The sequence below is a fragment of the Burkholderia sp. PR2 genome (assembly GCF_052372875.1).
GTDB classification, from domain to species: Bacteria; Pseudomonadota; Gammaproteobacteria; order Burkholderiales; family Burkholderiaceae; genus Burkholderia; species Burkholderia diffusa.
Map to the genome: position 1 here is coordinate 2,065,556 of NZ_JBQRWH010000001.1, position 17,357 is coordinate 2,082,912.

General features: G+C 59.5%; 14 protein-coding genes. 4 read left to right on the top strand and 10 right to left on the bottom strand.

Annotated elements, in window-relative coordinates; translation table 11 throughout:
* Window positions 1-7: 7 nt before the first annotated feature.
* Complete coding sequence (locus ACT2FV_RS09050) at window positions 8-1,105, bottom strand: peptidoglycan-binding domain-containing protein (protein ID WP_444503689.1); 1,098 nt, start codon at window positions 1,103-1,105, stop codon at window positions 8-10.
* Between the two features lie 417 nt (window positions 1,106-1,522).
* Between ACT2FV_RS09050 and ACT2FV_RS09055 the strand changes: the two genes are divergently transcribed.
* Entirely contained in the window at window positions 1,523-1,849 is a 327-nt protein-coding gene (locus tag ACT2FV_RS09055; RefSeq protein WP_444503690.1) for a hypothetical protein, read from the top strand.
* 377 nt (window positions 1,850-2,226) lie between these two features.
* Here the strand turns inward: ACT2FV_RS09055 and ACT2FV_RS09060 are convergent, their stop codons facing one another.
* From ACT2FV_RS09060 to ACT2FV_RS09080, 5 genes are read right to left on the bottom strand one after another with little or no spacing between them, the layout of a single operon-like run.
* A complete protein-coding gene (locus ACT2FV_RS09060) occupies window positions 2,227-2,511 on the bottom strand; it encodes a PAAR domain-containing protein (RefSeq protein ID WP_444503691.1) in 285 nt (94 codons plus the stop codon).
* A complete protein-coding gene (locus ACT2FV_RS09065; protein WP_444503692.1) occupies window positions 2,508-3,476 on the bottom strand; it encodes a hypothetical protein in 969 nt (322 codons plus the stop codon). Before ACT2FV_RS09065 ends, ACT2FV_RS09060 begins: the two co-directional genes overlap by 4 nt.
* 12 nt (window positions 3,477-3,488) lie before the next feature.
* Entirely contained in the window at window positions 3,489-6,065 is a 2,577-nt protein-coding gene (locus ACT2FV_RS09070; protein ID WP_444503693.1) for a T6SS effector BTH_I2691 family protein, read from the bottom strand.
* A gap of 34 nt (window positions 6,066-6,099) precedes the next feature.
* Entirely contained in the window at window positions 6,100-6,903 is an 804-nt protein-coding gene (locus ACT2FV_RS09075; protein WP_444503694.1) for a DUF4123 domain-containing protein, read from the bottom strand.
* A 10-nt stretch (window positions 6,904-6,913) separates the two neighbouring features.
* Window positions 6,914-9,466 (bottom strand): type VI secretion system Vgr family protein, encoded by a 2,553-nt coding sequence (locus tag ACT2FV_RS09080; RefSeq protein ID WP_444503695.1) that lies wholly within the window; start codon window positions 9,464-9,466, stop codon window positions 6,914-6,916.
* A gap of 739 nt (window positions 9,467-10,205) precedes the next feature.
* Between ACT2FV_RS09080 and ACT2FV_RS09085 the strand changes: the two genes are divergently transcribed.
* Window positions 10,206-10,547, top strand: a complete 342-nt coding sequence (locus ACT2FV_RS09085) for a hypothetical protein (RefSeq protein WP_444503696.1) — start codon at window positions 10,206-10,208, stop codon at window positions 10,545-10,547.
* A 1,123-nt stretch (window positions 10,548-11,670) separates the two neighbouring features.
* On the opposite strand, the gene ACT2FV_RS09090 is transcribed toward ACT2FV_RS09085, so the two are convergent.
* On the bottom strand, window positions 11,671-12,105 hold the full coding sequence (locus ACT2FV_RS09090; RefSeq protein ID WP_444503697.1) for a hypothetical protein: 435 nt from the start codon (window positions 12,103-12,105) through the stop codon (window positions 11,671-11,673).
* Window positions 12,106-12,628: 523 nt separating this feature from the next.
* On the opposite strand from ACT2FV_RS09090, the gene ACT2FV_RS09095 reads away from it, so the two are divergent.
* Window positions 12,629-12,958, top strand: a complete 330-nt coding sequence (locus tag ACT2FV_RS09095) for a gamma-glutamylcyclotransferase family protein (RefSeq protein WP_444503698.1) — start codon at window positions 12,629-12,631, stop codon at window positions 12,956-12,958.
* 504 nt (window positions 12,959-13,462) lie between these two features.
* Here the strand turns inward: ACT2FV_RS09095 and ACT2FV_RS09100 are convergent.
* Window positions 13,463-14,275, bottom strand: a complete 813-nt coding sequence (locus ACT2FV_RS09100) for a hypothetical protein (RefSeq protein ID WP_444503699.1) — start codon at window positions 14,273-14,275, stop codon at window positions 13,463-13,465.
* A gap of 120 nt (window positions 14,276-14,395) precedes the next feature.
* The gene (locus tag ACT2FV_RS09105) at window positions 14,396-15,211 is read right to left on the bottom strand and encodes an AraC family transcriptional regulator (RefSeq protein ID WP_444503700.1); all 816 of its coding nucleotides are present in this window, start codon (window positions 15,209-15,211) and stop codon (window positions 14,396-14,398) included.
* Window positions 15,212-15,331: 120 nt separating this feature from the next.
* Here ACT2FV_RS09105 and ACT2FV_RS09110 point away from each other — a divergent pair, with 120 nt between their 5' ends.
* On the top strand, window positions 15,332-15,991 hold the full coding sequence (locus tag ACT2FV_RS09110) for a glutathione S-transferase family protein (RefSeq protein WP_059601027.1): 660 nt from the start codon (window positions 15,332-15,334) through the stop codon (window positions 15,989-15,991).
* Window positions 15,992-16,036: 45 nt separating this feature from the next.
* On the opposite strand, the gene ACT2FV_RS09115 is transcribed toward ACT2FV_RS09110, so the two are convergent.
* Window positions 16,037-17,125 (bottom strand): porin, encoded by a 1,089-nt coding sequence (locus tag ACT2FV_RS09115; RefSeq protein WP_151048273.1) that lies wholly within the window; start codon window positions 17,123-17,125, stop codon window positions 16,037-16,039.
* Window positions 17,126-17,357: the final 232 nt, after the last annotated feature.

A 17,357-nucleotide genomic window follows, 5' to 3' on the forward strand; every position in this document is an offset into this window, starting at 1 on the left:
ATGCCGGCTAGTGCTGCTCCATGTACACCATGAGGTCCTGCATCGACGTTGCCGAACTCAGATGCTCATGCCTCTCGTAGCGCGCTATTGCAGCGACCGTGCGAGGCCCAATGTTTCCATCCGCTTGCCCACGCAGATATCCACGGGTAATCAATTGGCGTTGGACCGCGCGACGGACCTCGACTTCGCTCAGTGTTGCAGGCGCCACGGGGGCCGAGGTCGCGAATTTTGCGAGAAGAACATGCGCTTGCGAATCGGTAGCGGTATGCGTCATTACATATGCAATCGCCGGAGTCGCTGCTTCACGCACCGTGGGCATCCAGTGCATCGTACTAGCTGCACCATACAGCGCCCCACCAAAGGCCGAAACAGCTGAGAACAGGCACGCTCCTTTCAATGGCGCCCAATTGCGCCCGCGCTGGCGGTATTCGATTGGTATCTTGTGTCGCAGAAGCGAGCTTGTCGCGGAACTGAGCATCCAGCCCGCTGGCGATACCAATATCATGGTTAGCACTGTAACGACGACAGCGAATATCAGGGGCAGCAGAGCGCCCCACGGATTCACTATCGAAAAGTTCGCGAAATTGTTAGCTGTAAGGATAAAACCGGCTACCGCAGGGAAGGCAGCAACAAGGGCCCAAGCCGCCCGCGAATTTGGCGGCGAAACCTTGTCAAGCACGTGGAGAAATGCTCCGCCAATGGACTCCGCTGCCTCCTTCGTGATGAAACCCTCCGCCGCGCGCGTGACCGCATGCTCGGGATTCGCTCGGGCCAGCTTGTCGAGCTTCGCCAGCCCGCGCATCGCGCGGTCGAGGACCGGCAATTCACATAGTGATGAGAAAAGCTTCTTAGCTTGTCGCCGGACCTTTGAGCGCCCCCGCTTACTATTGCTCAAGGACGCAATCTGCTCCAACTCGGCGCGTAGCAGTTGGTCGAATACCGGGGGCGTCACGATAGGGACGATGTTGCTGCCGACAGCTGCTACTTTGTACAGCTTCTGCACAACATTGAGGCTGAGTTCGACAACGTCGGCTGTGCCTTCATAGCGCGCAACCCAGTTGTCATTGTCGTTGTATTCCGTGCCAGCAAGTTCGAACGGGACCAATCTTCGGGCACCGGTAGACCCTCCTCGCTCGAGAGTTCGAACAAGCGAATCGGCCGCAAGTCCCAGATGGGGCGGCACGTACCATGCCGGGCGTGACAACGCTCGAACGCGAGCAATGTCGGTGAAGAATCCATGTCCGGCGCATGCCCCGCATGTCTGCTTACCCGAACCCCCGCAACGCGCACAAACAACACGCCCACTCCCAATACAGAAGCCGCAAGTTTCTCGAACTGTTTGTGTGTAAGTCTCGTTACGGCTGCCGTTCCACCGGGTATGCGTGACCGTTCTATTCTTCGAGCCAACACCTCCGCAGCTAGAACAGCTGCTCCGTCCCCTGCCCGAGCAGCCTCCACACGATACTCTGCCGCTACCACTGCAACTCCCGCATTGACGGAAGACCGAGTATGAGCCGAAATCGTGAACCGGCTGGACCACTGCCGAGGACTCGAGCCCATTCGCGCCTGCGACATCGATGCGCTGCATGAACGGAACGCGAATGTCACGGTTCCGTACTGCCTTCTCGCACAGTACCCGCAAGTGATTCTGGAAGTCGACGGTGTTATAGCCGAAGTGTCCGCCGGATATTGCGGCATTACCTTTCGACGTGGTCGTCGTGACATCATGCTCGAATCGCCAGACAACGAACGCAGTCGCGAGATAGCTCGCAGTAGACTCGCTCGTGGGTACTACGTCTTCTTCTCGAGCATGATTACCGACAAAGAGATGCCGGAGGTTTTTCAGTAGGCCGCGCCCTTGATGGCTCAGTTCCACGTCGCTTGTTCCCGGTTTGCCTATTCCCGCTGTCCAATTCGAAATCTTTCACATCAAGGTATCGGCAAATCGAACGGATACTTGAGTGGTCAGCGCGCATCATCGGTGACGCCGGCCACAAGAATCACACACATTCTATTCGAATTCCCCTAATACGAATTTCGAGCGGTAAGCCCCGGTCTTGTGAGGCACAAACGCCTCGGGCGTGCGCTCGCCTGCTAAACCAGCACGCGAGGTATGTCGTACCTATGCACCGCTCACGTGCCGTTTTCCGGACAGACAGACCAATACACACCGTCTACTGGACGACAGCTGTAAGCGAAGCAGAGGTGGGGTTCTTAAGTGCGCCGTTATGTCTTTATCGAGCCCAAAGTCTGCGACGCAACCAGCTTTGGTAGCGGTTCGCATTTGCATTGGCACAAATCGTTATCCAATGCGACTTGCTTGCCCATCATCGTCATTGTCCGTGGTGAGCCGTCGCTTATGATGACGCCCGTCGTGCCACAGGCGGGACACTGAACTGTGGCGCCCAGATAAGCGAAAGGTTGACCTTGAAACGAGGTCCCGGCGATACCGTCAATCACAACCCCATTGCGGTCAGTCTTATCGCCCTGACGAATGAACCGGCGACTCATGCTCTAAGGCCGTTGGACGGCGTTGCAGCATTGCACGCCCGCTCGATATCCTCCGGCCACACCGGTTCGCGGCAAGTCAGTTGGGCGAACCAATGCAATAGGGATTGAGAGAATGCGGGAAGTGCACCGACCGCCACCACCAGCCACACTATCGGATTGCCCGACTTAAGTAGGCCCGAGGTGCCGTCGAAATTCAACCTCAGCGAATTGCGCAGGGAGGCTCCCTTCGGCAGGAACTCGGTCACCGGCGGCACCGAAGCGGGGCCTTCTTCCATAAATCGCCGGTAGAACTCGAAGTCCTGGTAGAGGACTTTCATGACCTCCTGTCCCCCGACACTTCCCTCATCGGACGACAGGACAACTCGCGTTCCCATCGAGAATGTATCCTTGACCATCCCCTTCTCGTCAAGAACCAGGCAACGGACCACGCGCGGCGCCGTGCGCGTGGGGCCGCTTCTGGGCTTGCGTTCGACGTACAGGAAGGCGCTATCCCAGGGTACCGATACAACGCCGCCAGGACCATTGTGCTTGAACGCGTAAATCATCCGGTCACGCCGGTTAAACCGGACTGGCTTGCAGGTGTAATTGAAACAGTCGCGTGTCAATGCCCAAATGCCAATTCCCGAGAAACCGAGCGCGACAAACAAGAAAAACGCAAGCACTCCATAAATGAGCCCCAGTTGTCCCCGCTGCTCGTAGATAGGAGGTACATGAGTCAGCATCCAAAGAAGGGCCGCCGTGAATGCCAACGAACCGAGCCCTGGTAACATAAACGCAAAGAGCCCCCAGCCCTTCTCCGAATAGTTTCCGTCTCGGACCTCTAGGCAAGTATCACTCATCGAGAATACTGAACGCTCATCCTTAGGCGTGTCAGACGCAGGCCGTCCGATTGCGAGGCGGGCAGCCTGCTCTTCCTCGCTGACCGGCCGGTTCAGGCGGTACCACGAGAGTCCGTCAAATGCCATCTCTTTTCTCCATCACGAAAGCATTGCCGAAAATGCCTTTTGGTCTTCGGCCAGAGTGGGAAACCGCTCTTTGGCCTCTTTCAGCCCAAAAAAGCATCGTTCAAGCCACTCATCCACTTCCTTACCCTTGAAGTAGTTGATAAGGATACCAATAAGGGCAGCAATAAGCAGAAGCGGCAGGGCCACGACCGCTGCAGCGGATGCCGAAAGGAATATGACAGAGTAAGCAAGAGCAAGACCGACAACCGCTGATGCGGCATCCAGGATAAACATCGTCACATTACCTTCCTTGAAATCCTGCACGGCATGATAGATGTCAATCGCAGCAGACACGAGCCCAACTACCGCGCCGCCGTACTTCCCTGCGACGTTGAGGAAACGTTCTAGTCGAAGCCAGCCTGTACCCAACTGAACCCCAGCCTTTCCGAAGGTGTCAATTGCAGCCGAGCCATATTGCGCAACACTCGCCACGAGTCCACCAATGGCGTTGTTGAACTTGATGCCGGCCTCCGATTGATTGAACCGGTTCGCCTTCTTCAATTCCTCCCGAGCAAAGCGAAGATTGATGGCACTGAATATCGCTCCGATGCCCGCAAACCCAGGTTCCCCCTTCGTCATGAGCCGAAATTTCGGTATGTAAATCGTTTCGACCACGTCGGGCGTCAGCGTCGCGCTGGCCAACTTCTCGAAGCCAGGTTTGGCCTTGACGCTCGCCAGGGCAGCGGCCTCTGTCGCCGGGCTTTCGACTGGCACGAACTGCTTCGCCTTGATTTCCGGGTCGGCGCCGCCACCTACGGTGGCCTTGTCCTGAAGCTGCTTTTTCAGGTCCTGCACGCTGATTTTCTGCCGGCCCGGCATCATTTCTTGCATCTGACGGGCGATGTAGTTCACCCACTGGTTTGCCGAACCGTATACGGCCTTAAACTCGTACAACTGTTTCGTGCGCATGCACAGAGTCGCATACAGCACTTTGGCCGCAGCCGTATCTACACTCGCGCTGATAGCTTCAGCCACGGGCCCGCCTGTCTCATGGAGAAGCCACGCTAACGCCTTCGCAACAGCAACCTTGATACCCTTTTCCTTCGACTCCTCCACCTGCTCTATCTTGCTGTATGACTCGATGAGCTTCGCCACAAACTCCCTCAGCTCCATATACGGATAACTGGAGACTTCTTTGACCTTCTCGACCAGTACTGGACTATTCAGAACGAACGCCCGCAACAGCGGATTGCGGGTATCGGATACGTTGCCCTTAGCCCATTTGACGAGCACATCGACAGTTTCCTTGCGGTCGGCCGAGCCTTCGATGCATCGCGTAAACGTGTTGATATAGTTCAGCCCGCATCGCCAGCTTCCCGACTCGTAATCCGACTCGAAAACATTCAGCAACGCTGGACTGGACAGCCACGCCTGATGGTCTTGAGACAGTGGTATCAGCGTGCTCGTCTGCTCCGACTTCATCGCCTGCGCCATCTTTTGTCGAAAGTCGACGATGGCCTGCTGCCGATAGTGGGTCGTATAGGGCTTCCACGCCTCCGGCCCGGCGGTTGCAAACCCGGCCTCTTTCATTGCCTCAATGCTCTTGAGCTGCTTCTCCAGCGCCTTGCCACCGTCGAAAAGTGCACCGAGACCCATGCCCTCATAGGTATTCGCTTCCAGCATGCTGGCACCACGTTCCACGTCCTCTTTCGCCGATGCAATAACGGCCTTGTGCAACGCGTCAATGGCACTGGCAGCCCAAATGCCATGTTCATGCGGCGCAAGCGCAGCGCCGAAAGCGACGCGCTGCTCGAAATTGAGTTCCTGCGTGATACCAACCGGGTCCCACAACGCAAAGAACAAACCCTTGTCCGGCAGGATGGAATCCATCGCCTTTTTCAGGGCCGGCTGCTGCCCAGCACGGTCATGGTACGGAAAGCAACCGGTGAGGAGCGCATCGGGACTACCTCCCTTGTATTCGCCCAGCAGCCCCTCGAGATGGTCCAGGCTATCCGCGTGCGGCTGGTTCATGCTTCCGTTGTACCAGGCGGTCGCATCGAACTTCTGCATCCGCTTGTCACGACAACCCATGAAGTTCTTCGCGTAGGTGTCGCGGACTTTCTGCGTCCAAAGCTCGTCGCTGAACGCCAGACACACGGTCCCGGCATGTTCGGCGTCTTCGATGGTGATGCACTGGGCCAGTTGCGCGTGCCCGGGTTGATGGCAGCTAAACGGTTTCTCGAAGCTACGGTCGAGCTTGATGCCGACCGGATAGTCGTACAAGTATCCTTCCGCCGTAACGGCATATATCTGCCACCGCTGTGTTTTTGGATAGAAGATATACACGTAACCGTAGCGCAGAGTGCGCAGCACGTACTTCGCCTTCTTAAGCGCAATGCCGACGACGCCGTCGCCAAACTTGCCGCCCATGAGCGACATCGCGCCAGCAGAGCTGTGAGCCTTCGAGTTGGCCACGACCCCGTAGCGGACGGGCAGAATCGGCAATCCCTTCTTCTTGCACATGTTGCATGAATTCGGCGCACGCGAGCTTGTCTGCATCGCGGACTGCGTGAGCTGGGAAATGCTCGCAAAATTTGTGTCGAGTGCCATTCTCTATCTCTCTCGTGCCGCCACTCGGGCTTGTTTATTGATATTGGATGCTCTCGCGCGCAATCGTTTCCCAGTCTGCTGCGCTCCAGTTCGCGACCGCTTCAGCATACGGGCCTTTCTGCGGCGCCTGCAGAACGGCCCGAATACGCGGGTGACGGTCGAAGTAGGGGGAAACGAGTGTGCCATGAAGTGCAAAAGCAAGCAGGTCCCCGCCGGCGAGTCCATGGGCTTCGCCTTTTGCAAGCTGCGCATCGAGCAACGCCGGCATATCGGGACGAGGCACCGTACCGTTGCCCCGGAGCACATCAAGCGCGCGCTGAACCAGTTCGATGCGCGCGATTCGTGCGTGCTGGTCTGCCGTAACGACGAAGGCTGCTTCCGGTTCGGTTACGCCGTTGACCACCGTCCAGCCGCTTATGAGGTCGAGGTACGTCCAGGATGCAACCGGCCCCAGAAGCGCGCCCATCTGCTCGGCCTTCAGGATGCGGCGCAGGTGGGGAAACACGCGCGGGTCGTAGTAGCGGAAAACCGCATCGCCCGAAGTCGGCGCCTGCAGTATCAACCGGCCTGCCAGATGTTGCTGCAGCCGGCCCGTTGCCTTGCCGCATTCGACAATGGCGCAAACGACCGGCGGCAAGCCGCTCTCCAGGTCCGACTCGGCACGCTCCCTCAACGCGGGCAATTGCAGTTCGGGATGCTCGGCACAGTACAGTATGGGAGCCACACCCTCGAGCTCGGGACGCGCTGCGGGAACCAACTCACCGACTCCATAGACCGGGGGCACTCCGGACAGCTCGAGCTTCCCGTTGACAGCCTCAACGATGACGTAATGAACCATACCAACCGCCCTACACGAGCGCCGAGCCGGCCTGCGCGGCGGCGGCAAACTGCTGGGCGCACGACTTCGAAGACGCGAGCTGTGCCGACGCATTGTCGCCCGCCGGGCCATCGAAGACGAGGGGACTGCCCTTGACCTCGACCGTACCCGGTGCATGGACGTAGATATTGCCCCCGGCGATACGAATGGTGGCACCGCCGGCGCTCAGCGTGATTTCCTTCTCGGCCAGCACGTTGACGGCATCTGCGGTGGAAACGACCTTCACCGTCTTGTCAGCCGTGATTTCGATGTTGTCCGACTGTGCCTGCACTTCGACCTTGCCCTTGCCGGCAAACAGCTTGATACCGGCGTTCTGCACGAAGAAGCTCAATTTCTCGCCCACGCTGGCAATCCACGACCTGGCCGCCGAAACGTAAGTGCTCTCGCCGCTGACCAGATTGACGTGCTGGGTCGCTGCTGCGTGGAACGACTTCTGCGTCGACAGGCCCATGTCTGCCGGACTCGCGAGCAGCATGACAGGCTGCGAAAACGCGTTGGCGCTTCCAGTGCCTCCGCCCGCTGTCCGCCCCCCCGCCATATTGCCCTGCACATCGCTCTGCGTGGCCGCGGCGAAGTCCTTAATCGCATCCTGGGCGTCGTCCAGGGTCTCAGCCTTGCCGTCGGCTGCTGCAAGCGAGCGATGCTGAATCACGCCGCTCGAATCGATAAGGTGTTGCGTGGCTTCCTTCACATCCAGCGGCTGACTCGATGCACCGCCACGGGCATAGGTCGACACGTAGAGCCCGTGTCCGGCCCGCAGAGCGCCTGACGCCTCAGTCTTCAGCTCGAAGCCCGTCCCAAGGTAGTTGCCGCGCGTATTGCCGTTGTGGTCGATGAGATAGCCGACGTGCAGATACGAATTCGCTGTCGAGCTATAGAGCTGCGCCCGGTTCTGCGAGGTGGAATCGTCGAAAACGAGTTGATTGAAGCCTTGACCGCTGTACTCCTGGGACTTGAAACCGGACAGCAGGCCGTTCGAATGCCAATGCGGCGCGTTGACGGAGTGAAAGAGCACACCGCTCACGACCGGGCGGTCGCAATCCCCGTCGAGGTAGTTGACCGCCACCTCCTGACCGATTCGCGGCACAAAAACACCACCGAACCCTTTGCCTGCGTGCGGCAGTATCACTCGCATCCAGCACGATGATGTCTCGTTGTTGCCGCCCAGACGGTCCCAGTGCATTTGAACCTTCACGCGGTTCAACTCGTCCGTGTACACCTCCTCGCTCGCCGGTCCGACGACAGTGGCCGTCTGCATGTGCATGACCGGCTTTGCGTGCTCGAACGGACTGCGGAAAGGCACGGAGCGACGCTGTGCCTCAATCTCGACTAGCACGAAGCTTTCATTGCCCAATCGGTCTTTGGACACGAATGCGGCTTGCTGGTCCTTGTACTCTGCACGCAGACGTGACAGGCGCCGCTGCAGGCTACCCGGAAATGGACGGCTGTTGCCCAGCGGCAGATTGTTCTGGATAGCCCAACGCACACCGAGAATCGCGAACTCGCGGTCTTCTGGCTTGTCGCCATCGTGTTCGGGGTGGTCTTCCAGTGCGAACCACCGGCCAGCGTCCATGCACGACACGCTGCCCGCTCCATGAAAACGTTTGCTGCGTGAGGCCAATTCTTCGAGACGGACCCGCACCGCGCGCTCTCCACGGTCATATGATTCGCCAGTAACCGGGAAGCTGTAGTGGCCGGCGTATTCGTACATCTCTAGCTGCTGAGGGATATCGCCTTGGTCGGCCGGGGAACGGCCCGCCCGCTGCAAAGCGCGCGACGGACGCTTGTAATCGGCCGTGCTGAACGCGTAGCCGACGCTTTGCGTCGTGCGCTCGCTGCTCCATTCGACGAGCGTACCAGCTTGACCATCCCGGTCGCCGCGATAGAACGATACCTGCTGGGTAGCAAGCGCCTTGCACTTGAAGAGGTCATCGGTCACAACGACCGTATGCGACTTGCCGTCCTCAGCATGCTCGATATATGTGAACCAACCCTCCGACTCCATCAACCGATGGGCAAAATTGTGGTCAGTTTCGTACTGGGTGCAATACGACCGAACCGCACCCGGGTCTTTCACATCGACCCGGAAGTGCCCCCGTGCCTGCGAATGGCCGTTGAACACTTCAGCCAGGATGTCGGCGGTCGTCAGGTCCTGAAAGATGCGTGCGTCCTTCCGGTACTGCAGAAAGCGCATCCATGATGAAAACGAGAGCTGATAGTAAGTGAGCCCCCCATCCGCTCCGAGGCGCCGCGTCGCATAGACGTAGCCGTGCCACGGAAGATACGACTCGTCGGCTTGACGTACCCATAGCGTGACGGGTTGCGCCATCAGCTTCTTCAGCTGGAGCGCAGACTCCCTGGAGACAACGTCGACCGCGAGGTCGAAATCGCGGCCCATACGCGATTCGCCGATAACGCGCTGCGGCAACAGCACTTTCGCCCCGAGGGGAGTGTCCAGGATGAGCGTCCGGTTCGTCTGCTCGATACCTGCGTCGAGCATCAACGAATTGGGCAACCTACCCATATCGAATATCTCCTCAGGAAATGAAAATGAATATAAATTGAGAGAGGTGGAATTGCCTGACGAGATTTTGCCACAGTGACCAACCTTGTTTCATAACAAACGTTAAAACAGAAGCCCAGAGACCCGGCAAGATTTCCCGATTCTGCGGATTCGAATCTGGCCATGGCAGTTCTGGTATTTTTTGCCTCGCTCAAAGCTAGAACAAACAGCGGTCCGATTCTGGCGCCGTTCGGGATGACACTGTCTGACCGGCCCGCAAGGCACCTGTATGGCATGAGCAATATCCCACGTGCACGATTCTACAAAATGCTTCCCAAATCGACCTCCCCACAACCATGCTGAGTTACTCGATTTTTTATGGCAAACATTACCGTCAAGAGAAGAAGACTGTCAGAAATAACAGACTATTTAACTTTTTTCCCCGCGTCGCGGCCCAGCTCCGTCGGCGTACTTGAACTCCGCCGAAATTGTTGACAGTCTGCGTTATATCGCCCCGGGGAATGCGGCTTGAGGCCGCGGCGGCGGAAGCGGACTTGCCGCACAAGCCGGGCCGCATCGAGCAGCTGGTGCTGCTGGACCTCGGGCTGACCGAGCGCGCGCAGTATTGACGGCAGCTCAGCTTGGCGCCGGGCGGTCTTCTCGCTTCTCCGGCGCGACCCGAATGGTGAAGTCCCGCGTGGTGGGTCACTCCAGCCGGTGCTACGTTAGCTTCACCCGCTACGGGGAATCGGGGAGCATCATGAAACGAACAATCGCCATCGTCTTGCTGGCGGGCGCCAGCATCGTCGCACACGCCCAATGGAGCGGTCAGGCGCAGACCGTCGAGACATACAACTGGGGCACTCCGGTGCCGCCCAAGCCGAAAAAGCATCGACGCGTCCGCCAAGCGTACGGCAACCCGCCGCCGGCATACGTGAACGCGCCACCTCCCATCCCGCAAGGGGCCATCGACGTGCAGACCGGGCAGTACCTGTCGCCGGCCGCCGGCGGCGTTATCAATCCGCAAAACGGTGAGTTCTACCCGCGGGTCGCCGGCGGCTACGTCAACCCGCAAAACGGCGCGTTCATGCCGGCGCAGTAGCCTCGCCCAGCCACATGAAATTTGAAGGTCTGCCGCTCGTCTGCGAGCCCGCTTTGCGGCAAGGTTAACCGCTATGGCAATGAACACGAATCTCATGCGTGTGTGGGCAGCCTGGCTTACGGCCAGCGTGCTGCTGTCGTTGTATTGCGCTCTATGGGTAGTCGCAACCGAGCCTAGCAAGGTCACAATCGTCTTGCAGCCGCACAGCAATATCCACTTCGAAGTGACGAGCCTCCGGGGCCATTCGGAAAGTTTCGAAATGTGGTTTCGCCGTAATCCACTCGACCACCGGGAAGATGCTCTGGGCCGCTACCGAACACTCAACGGACACCCTGGGGAACTGATATTTCCCAATCCAGGCAAGCACATCTCCGCCACGGTTTCTATTAACGGAGGGCCCGCAGTCGAACTGGAGGCAATGCCGGCAAGCGGTTATACGGAAACTGAAATCAGACGAGAACTGACAACAAATCGGTCCACTGCCGAAGGGGGCGTGGAATTGGCCGGCACCAGGAGCGCCGAGAATCAGGGCAGTTCCGGGCAAAAACGATATCTCTTTCACGATTGCGGACGTCGACCCGTCATTGACAGGGGAACGTGTAACCCTGATTGCGTTACCTCCGCTATCGTTCAAGAGCGGGCAGGAGCACTACGCTTGGCTTTGGTAGGCGTGGTTTTTGTGTCCTGCCGGGGGCTTGGTCCTTGGCATTATCGGACTCATTCTGCTTTGGAAGACACTGCGTGCATGGCGGTAGCGAACACGCATACGTGTCGTTCAGGCGCGCAGTAGCCGGCAGTCCTCGATGACGACGTACGCATCGTTGCGAGCGGCAACAAACCCGTCGTTGATATAACGTCCCGGACCATTGCCCACGACGCGAAATGGAGCGGGCAGTGACGCGCAGTCGTCCGTAACTCGGAGCACCGGCAATGCTTTGAACGTATCGACAGGAGCGGTTTCGTGTAACCCGAACGTTGCAGCATCGCATCCTCGATGCATCACTTCGGCGTTAAAAAGTTTCAACAGTAACGGCCTAGTGTGGTCCGAATGTCGCAGCGTCGCGTCCTTGGCGCTTCGCTTCGACGTTGAGACGACGCTGCCGCTATTCGACTGTTTGCCTCCCTAATCAATAAACGTCGCTTCGGCTGGCCGTGTAACGCACGGCAGGTGTGCGATTGCGTCGAAATTGTCGATGAAAACGGCCTCGGCTCGTTTCAGCAACTGCCCCTTCGCATTCACGAGCGGCCCGCTGAGTATCAGCGAAGTGACCTCCAAGGTCGTAACCTTATTGGGCTCCCGCAGCGCAATTTCATCGAGATGCACGCGCGCGACATAGCCGGTTCTTTCGTAAGTCTGCTCGAACACGTCCCCGCGCTTGAGACCCGTTTCCTCGGTCAGAACATTCCATAGAGCCACATCCATCCGCTCCTTTAGTACCCCTGCCGCACGGTGCGTGCTCGCGGCGACCGCAGCGAGGAGCTGGTCCACCTCGCGCAGTTCGGCAGCATACGGTTGCAGTGCCTCGGCACTGTCTCCGGACGACAGCGCTTCCTGCAACTTACAACCCGGTATCGCACAGCTAACCCTTTGTTTGCTCGCGCCGGCTTGATTGCATACACGCTCCGCCCGCGTGCCGCTCAGTTGTTAAAGGAGTGGATGGAAGCGGCTTCGAGCGTCGCAAATGAAACGACTGTGAAGCTGGAAAATTTCAGGGTGGAGGATTGCAAACGCCGGCCCGGACTCGCCTTCAACTCATTCCACACGCACGTGGCGAGTGGTTTGGAGTGTGAGCTTCGACATGTCGCCGTAGTGCTTTTCCACCTACCTGACGACAAGAGCGGCCGCACCGCAAGGAAGTATCGAGGCGCCAGAGACGCCGCGTCAGGCGTGGACGTCGATGCGCCTTCAGAAAGCAACGATGGTAAGGCAGCAGCGGCCTGAGAAATGTAATCGAGGTCGGATTGAGCACGAACTATTCGACCAACGCTGGACGATGTTCGGGAGCGCATCCAGCAACAGGCGGCGGCCCGACGCGAGGCTTAGGGCTCACCGGCCCGTTGCTTACTGACACGGGGAACACATGCTACAACCGAATGAGTTCGCTTACTTTGCGTACGGGTCGAACATGAGCGAGCCGCGCTTGGCCGTGCGCGTTAAGTCCTTCCGGCGCATTGCAAACGGGTATCTCGATGGTTACCGGCAGACGTTCGATAAGGTGTCCATCGATGGCTCGAGCAAATGCGATTGCGAGCACACTGGGGTAGCCAACCATCGTGTCTGGGGCGTGGTCTTCGCGATAGATGTCGGCGAGCAACCTGCCTTGGACGATGCTGAGGCCGCCGGGAAAGGTTACGACCGCCATGAGATTGAGTTGCCGACTGACCTCGGCGTCATGCGGGCGGCCACCTAGTTCGTGACCAAGAAGAGCCCCGGGCTGAGTCCTTACCACTGGTACAAGTATCACGTGCTGTTCGGCGCTCGCGCAGTTCAGCTCCCACCCGAGTACATTGCAGACATCGAGTCCGTTACTTCAGTTAAAGACCCAAAGCCAGCTCGAGAAGCAGAGCAGCTCAAAATCTACGACAACATCCCCGCCTAGCGCTACCCACCCACTTCGGGCCGCCGAGCACGGCAACCACAAAATAACAGAGGTGGCCGAGAAGCCTTGCCAGACACGCGTAAGCGCTTCTAATCCAGACGTTGAAAATTTCTGCACTTCCCTCATTCGCATGACAGTTTTCGCCGTTCAACGAGCAGCCAGAAGCGCTTACGCTTGAGCCAACTCGTTGATGTGGCTGAGAATTTTTCGTCGTGACGGACTACCAACCAATGTGTAACGACTTCTAATCCGAATTGCCACCGCTACGGCCACGCCGGCGCCCATTCGGAATCATCGCCTCGCAAAAAAAAATCGCTACTTCGACAAACTCAGCTTCTTCGACAGCACGACACCGCTCGACGGGCTCACCAGCCGGATGGACTGGAGATCCATGTGCAACGTGGAGATCCGGGTCGTAATGTCGGTGGGCTCCTCGAAGCTCGGTTCGGCATGTTCGACTTGTTCGGTCAGGTAAGGCCGAACCAGGCGCCCGGAAAACACGAGCGCAAAGTCGCCATGCGCTTGGGCGTACACCGCGGGCGAAAGCCGCATGCGGCTGCGAACCGTGGTCTTTTTCCCTTGCCCGGACTCGAGTTCGATGATGTCGACCTGCTGGATATACCCTTTTGCCTTCGCTTCGGGTGCAATCACGAGCCCTCGTCCTCGCGGCCCCGTCGTGAGCTTTCTGAGCAGGATGCTCGTCCGGTCGTCGCGCTCCGCGTCGAACAGGTCGACGTCCAGCGTCAGCAGGCGCTGCTGCGACCGGTACCTCAGCCCGTACCGCACCGGCACCACGAACGTTACGTCACGATCGAGATCGACGGCTGCAAGGTCGGGGTTCGGGCCATGCCGATCGGTGGCGCTGGAGACCAGGCCGCGAACCCGTGCACTCAAGGACGGCGTGGCGGCGCTGACGTGCTGCTTCTTCAGCGCATCCCGGATTGCAACCGGATCGTCGCCGACAATCGGCCGGCTGGGCGAGGTCTCGTGATCGGCAACGGGCGCGATGCGCGCCGTGCCGTCGACAGCCTCCGCCTCCGCATGCGCCGCCACTGGCGCCAGCATCATCGCCAAGGCGACGACCCACGCGAAGTTCGAACGACGCAACTCGGATTTGATGTGAAGCACGGCGAACTCCTGATTTTTTCGCAGATCGGTCAACGACGAGCACTATAGGGTGGAATGACCGGCAGCGCATCCACGGTTCGAAATTACCCATGGTGCGGTCGCCGATCAAGAGCCTGCCCCTCATCCCCGCCCATCCCCCCGCCGATACTCCGCCGGCGCCTTCCCCACCATTTTCCGAAAATCGCGCGTGAAATGCGCCTGGTCGAAATACCCCAACGCCTGAGCCAGTTCCGCGAGATCGACCGGCTCGCCGCCGGCGAGTTTGTCCGCAGCCTCATGCAGGCGATAACGACAAATCACCCACTTCGGCGACACGCCCACATAGTTGGAAAACAGTTGCTGCAGCGTGCGCTCGCTCAACCCCGCGCGCTCGGCCAGATCGCGCACCTGCGTGAGCCCGAGGTCCTGCTGCAGCATCTGCAAAATGGCATGAATGCGCTCGACCTGCGGATCGGCCGGCGGCAGCACCCGCAACAGCAACGCCTCCGCGGCGGCCACCATCCCGGCATCCGCTTCGGCACCGAGCACGGCGTCTTCGGCTTGCGCATCGCCACAATCGAGCAGCGTCGACACGGGAAGCACCTTGTCTGTCGACAAATGCACGGGCTTGCCGAAGAACGCCCGGAACGCCCCCGGCCGAAACCTCGAGCCCATCACCCTCCCGGCGCCGGCCAGCGTCGTCTCGAACGCCCCCGACACCACACCGAAGATCCCCGTCTGCCGCCGGTCGAACACCAGATTGACGCACGGATACGGCAGCGTGCGCTGCACATACGGCGGCTGGTCGCGCAGATCCCATTCGACGATCCAGTGGTGATCCAGCACCCCGGCCAGTTCGGCACACGGGTAATAGCGATTCAGCCGGAAGCGCTGATTGAAGGCTTTCGGGCCGACGACGCCTTTGGGCGTCTCGGTCACGTTACGCAAGTCGGCCATGGTGACGAACCGTTGAGGTGACGGCGTGATGATGCACCGCCACAGCGGATTTTTCCAAGACGAAGCCGCGCGGCCGTCCTACATTGGAATACTTGTCCCGAACGCACACCGGAGCCCGCGATGCCGCAAGACCGTCACCTGACCCTGTACCACTCGCCGCGCAGCCGATCGGCCGGCGCGCGGATGCTGCTCGAGGAACTGAGCGCCGACTACGAACTGCACGCGTTCGACCTCTCCGCAGGCAAACATCACGACGCCGAATACCTCCGCATCAACCCGATGGGCAAGGTGCCCGCACTGCGTCACGGCGACGTGATCGTGACCGAGCAGGCCGCCGTCTACATGTACGCGGCGGAACTGTATCCGGAAGCCGGCCTGTCGCCGGCGCCGGGCGATTCACTGCGCGGCCCGTACCTGCGCTGGATGACGTTCTATGGCTCGTGCTTCGAGCCGGCCATCGTCGACCGCTCGATGAATCGTCCGCCCGCGGCTTACTCGACGTCACCCTACGGCGACTTCGATGCCGTCATCAACGCGATCGACGCGCAACTGGCACAGGGGCCCTGGCTGCTGGGCGAGCGCTTCACGGCGGCAGATGTGCTGTGGGGCTCTGCGCTGAACTGGACCACGATGTTCAAGCTGGTGCCCGAGACGCCGCGCATTCGCGCCTATATCGATCGCGTGCTGGCTCGCCCGGCCATCCAGCGCGCGCAGGCGGCAGATGCGGCACTCGCGGCGGAGCAGGACAAAGCCAAGGAGGCGGCGTCCGCTGCGAGATAGTCCGGTGCGGGGCGGACCTCGATGCGTGTTCCGCCCCGCAACCCGTCAAAACATCGTATGCACCCCGACGCGCGCCACGGCCTGACTCGCTGAACTCGACGCCCCGTTCGGATCGAGCACGCCGTTGATCTGCGCGTTCGCCCCACTGTTCGCGCGCTGATAATCCGCGGACACATAAACCATCGTCCGTTTCGTCAACAGGTATTGAAACGCGACGCTGACCTGATGCGCGTGGTTGTCGTTCACAGCTTCGTTGCCCTTCATGTACATGTACTTCGCGCCGAGAAAGACATCCGGCCGGATGCGCCACACCCCACCCGCTTCGGCCATCCACACGCCTGCGTCGTTGAACGAATTGCGTACGGTGGTCAGCAGCGCCTTCGCGGTGACCGCGCCGAAGTCATAGTGCATCCCGACGCCCCAGTTGCGCACACTGGTCGACGGTGTGCCGGGCGCCGGACCATACTTCTCGTTCGTATAGGCCGCACCGACACCGAACGCCCCGGCTTCGTAGTTCAGCCCGGCACTCACGGTATTGTCCGCGCCGACGGAACCGGCCACACCGCCGAACGCATACATCACGCCCCCGGAAAACCCGGCAATCGTCGGCGAGCTGTATTTGACCGAATTCGCGACCGGCTTGCTGCCCGCAGTGCGGTCCCAGTCGAATGCGCCGGTCGGATTACCCGGCAGCGCGAGACGCTGGAACGGGCCATTCCTGAACCCGTACAGCCCCGTAAGATCCATCGAGATCGCGTTCCCCTTCGCAAACAGGGAATCCACCATGAAGTCATACTGATTACCCAGCCTGACGCCGCCGAACCGGTCGCTCTCGATGCCCACGTATGCGTTACGCCCGAAGAGTCCGGTCCCGACGATGCTGCCGTTCGCCATCGAGAACTGGTTCACGAGCGCGAACGTTGCGTGATATCCGCCACCGAGATCCTCCGTGCCGCGCAAGCCGAACAGGTTCGGCGTGAAGATGCCGTCGTCGAACTTGACGTTCTTTCCACCAGCCTCGTTGCTGACATACGAGATGCCGCTGTCGATCAGACCGAACATGGTCACGCTGCTCTGCGCGTATGCACCCTGCGCGATGACAAGCATCGCGACTGCTCCAAACCTCAGTTTCATTGTGTCTCCGTCTTTTTCTATCAATGCGAACCGGTCGCCCACTGTCTCGCGGGTACTCGCCCGATGCTTCGTGAAACAACGACTTCCCCGGCCCGGCTTCGCATTCATCCAGGTCGGAAAAACTGGTATTCGATTAGCTTTACTGATTGAATTGAACGAATGAAGTCCCGCTCATTCTCCATTTCATCCCGCGTGATGCGATTACCGCACGGACCGATTTCCGCTGGGCAAT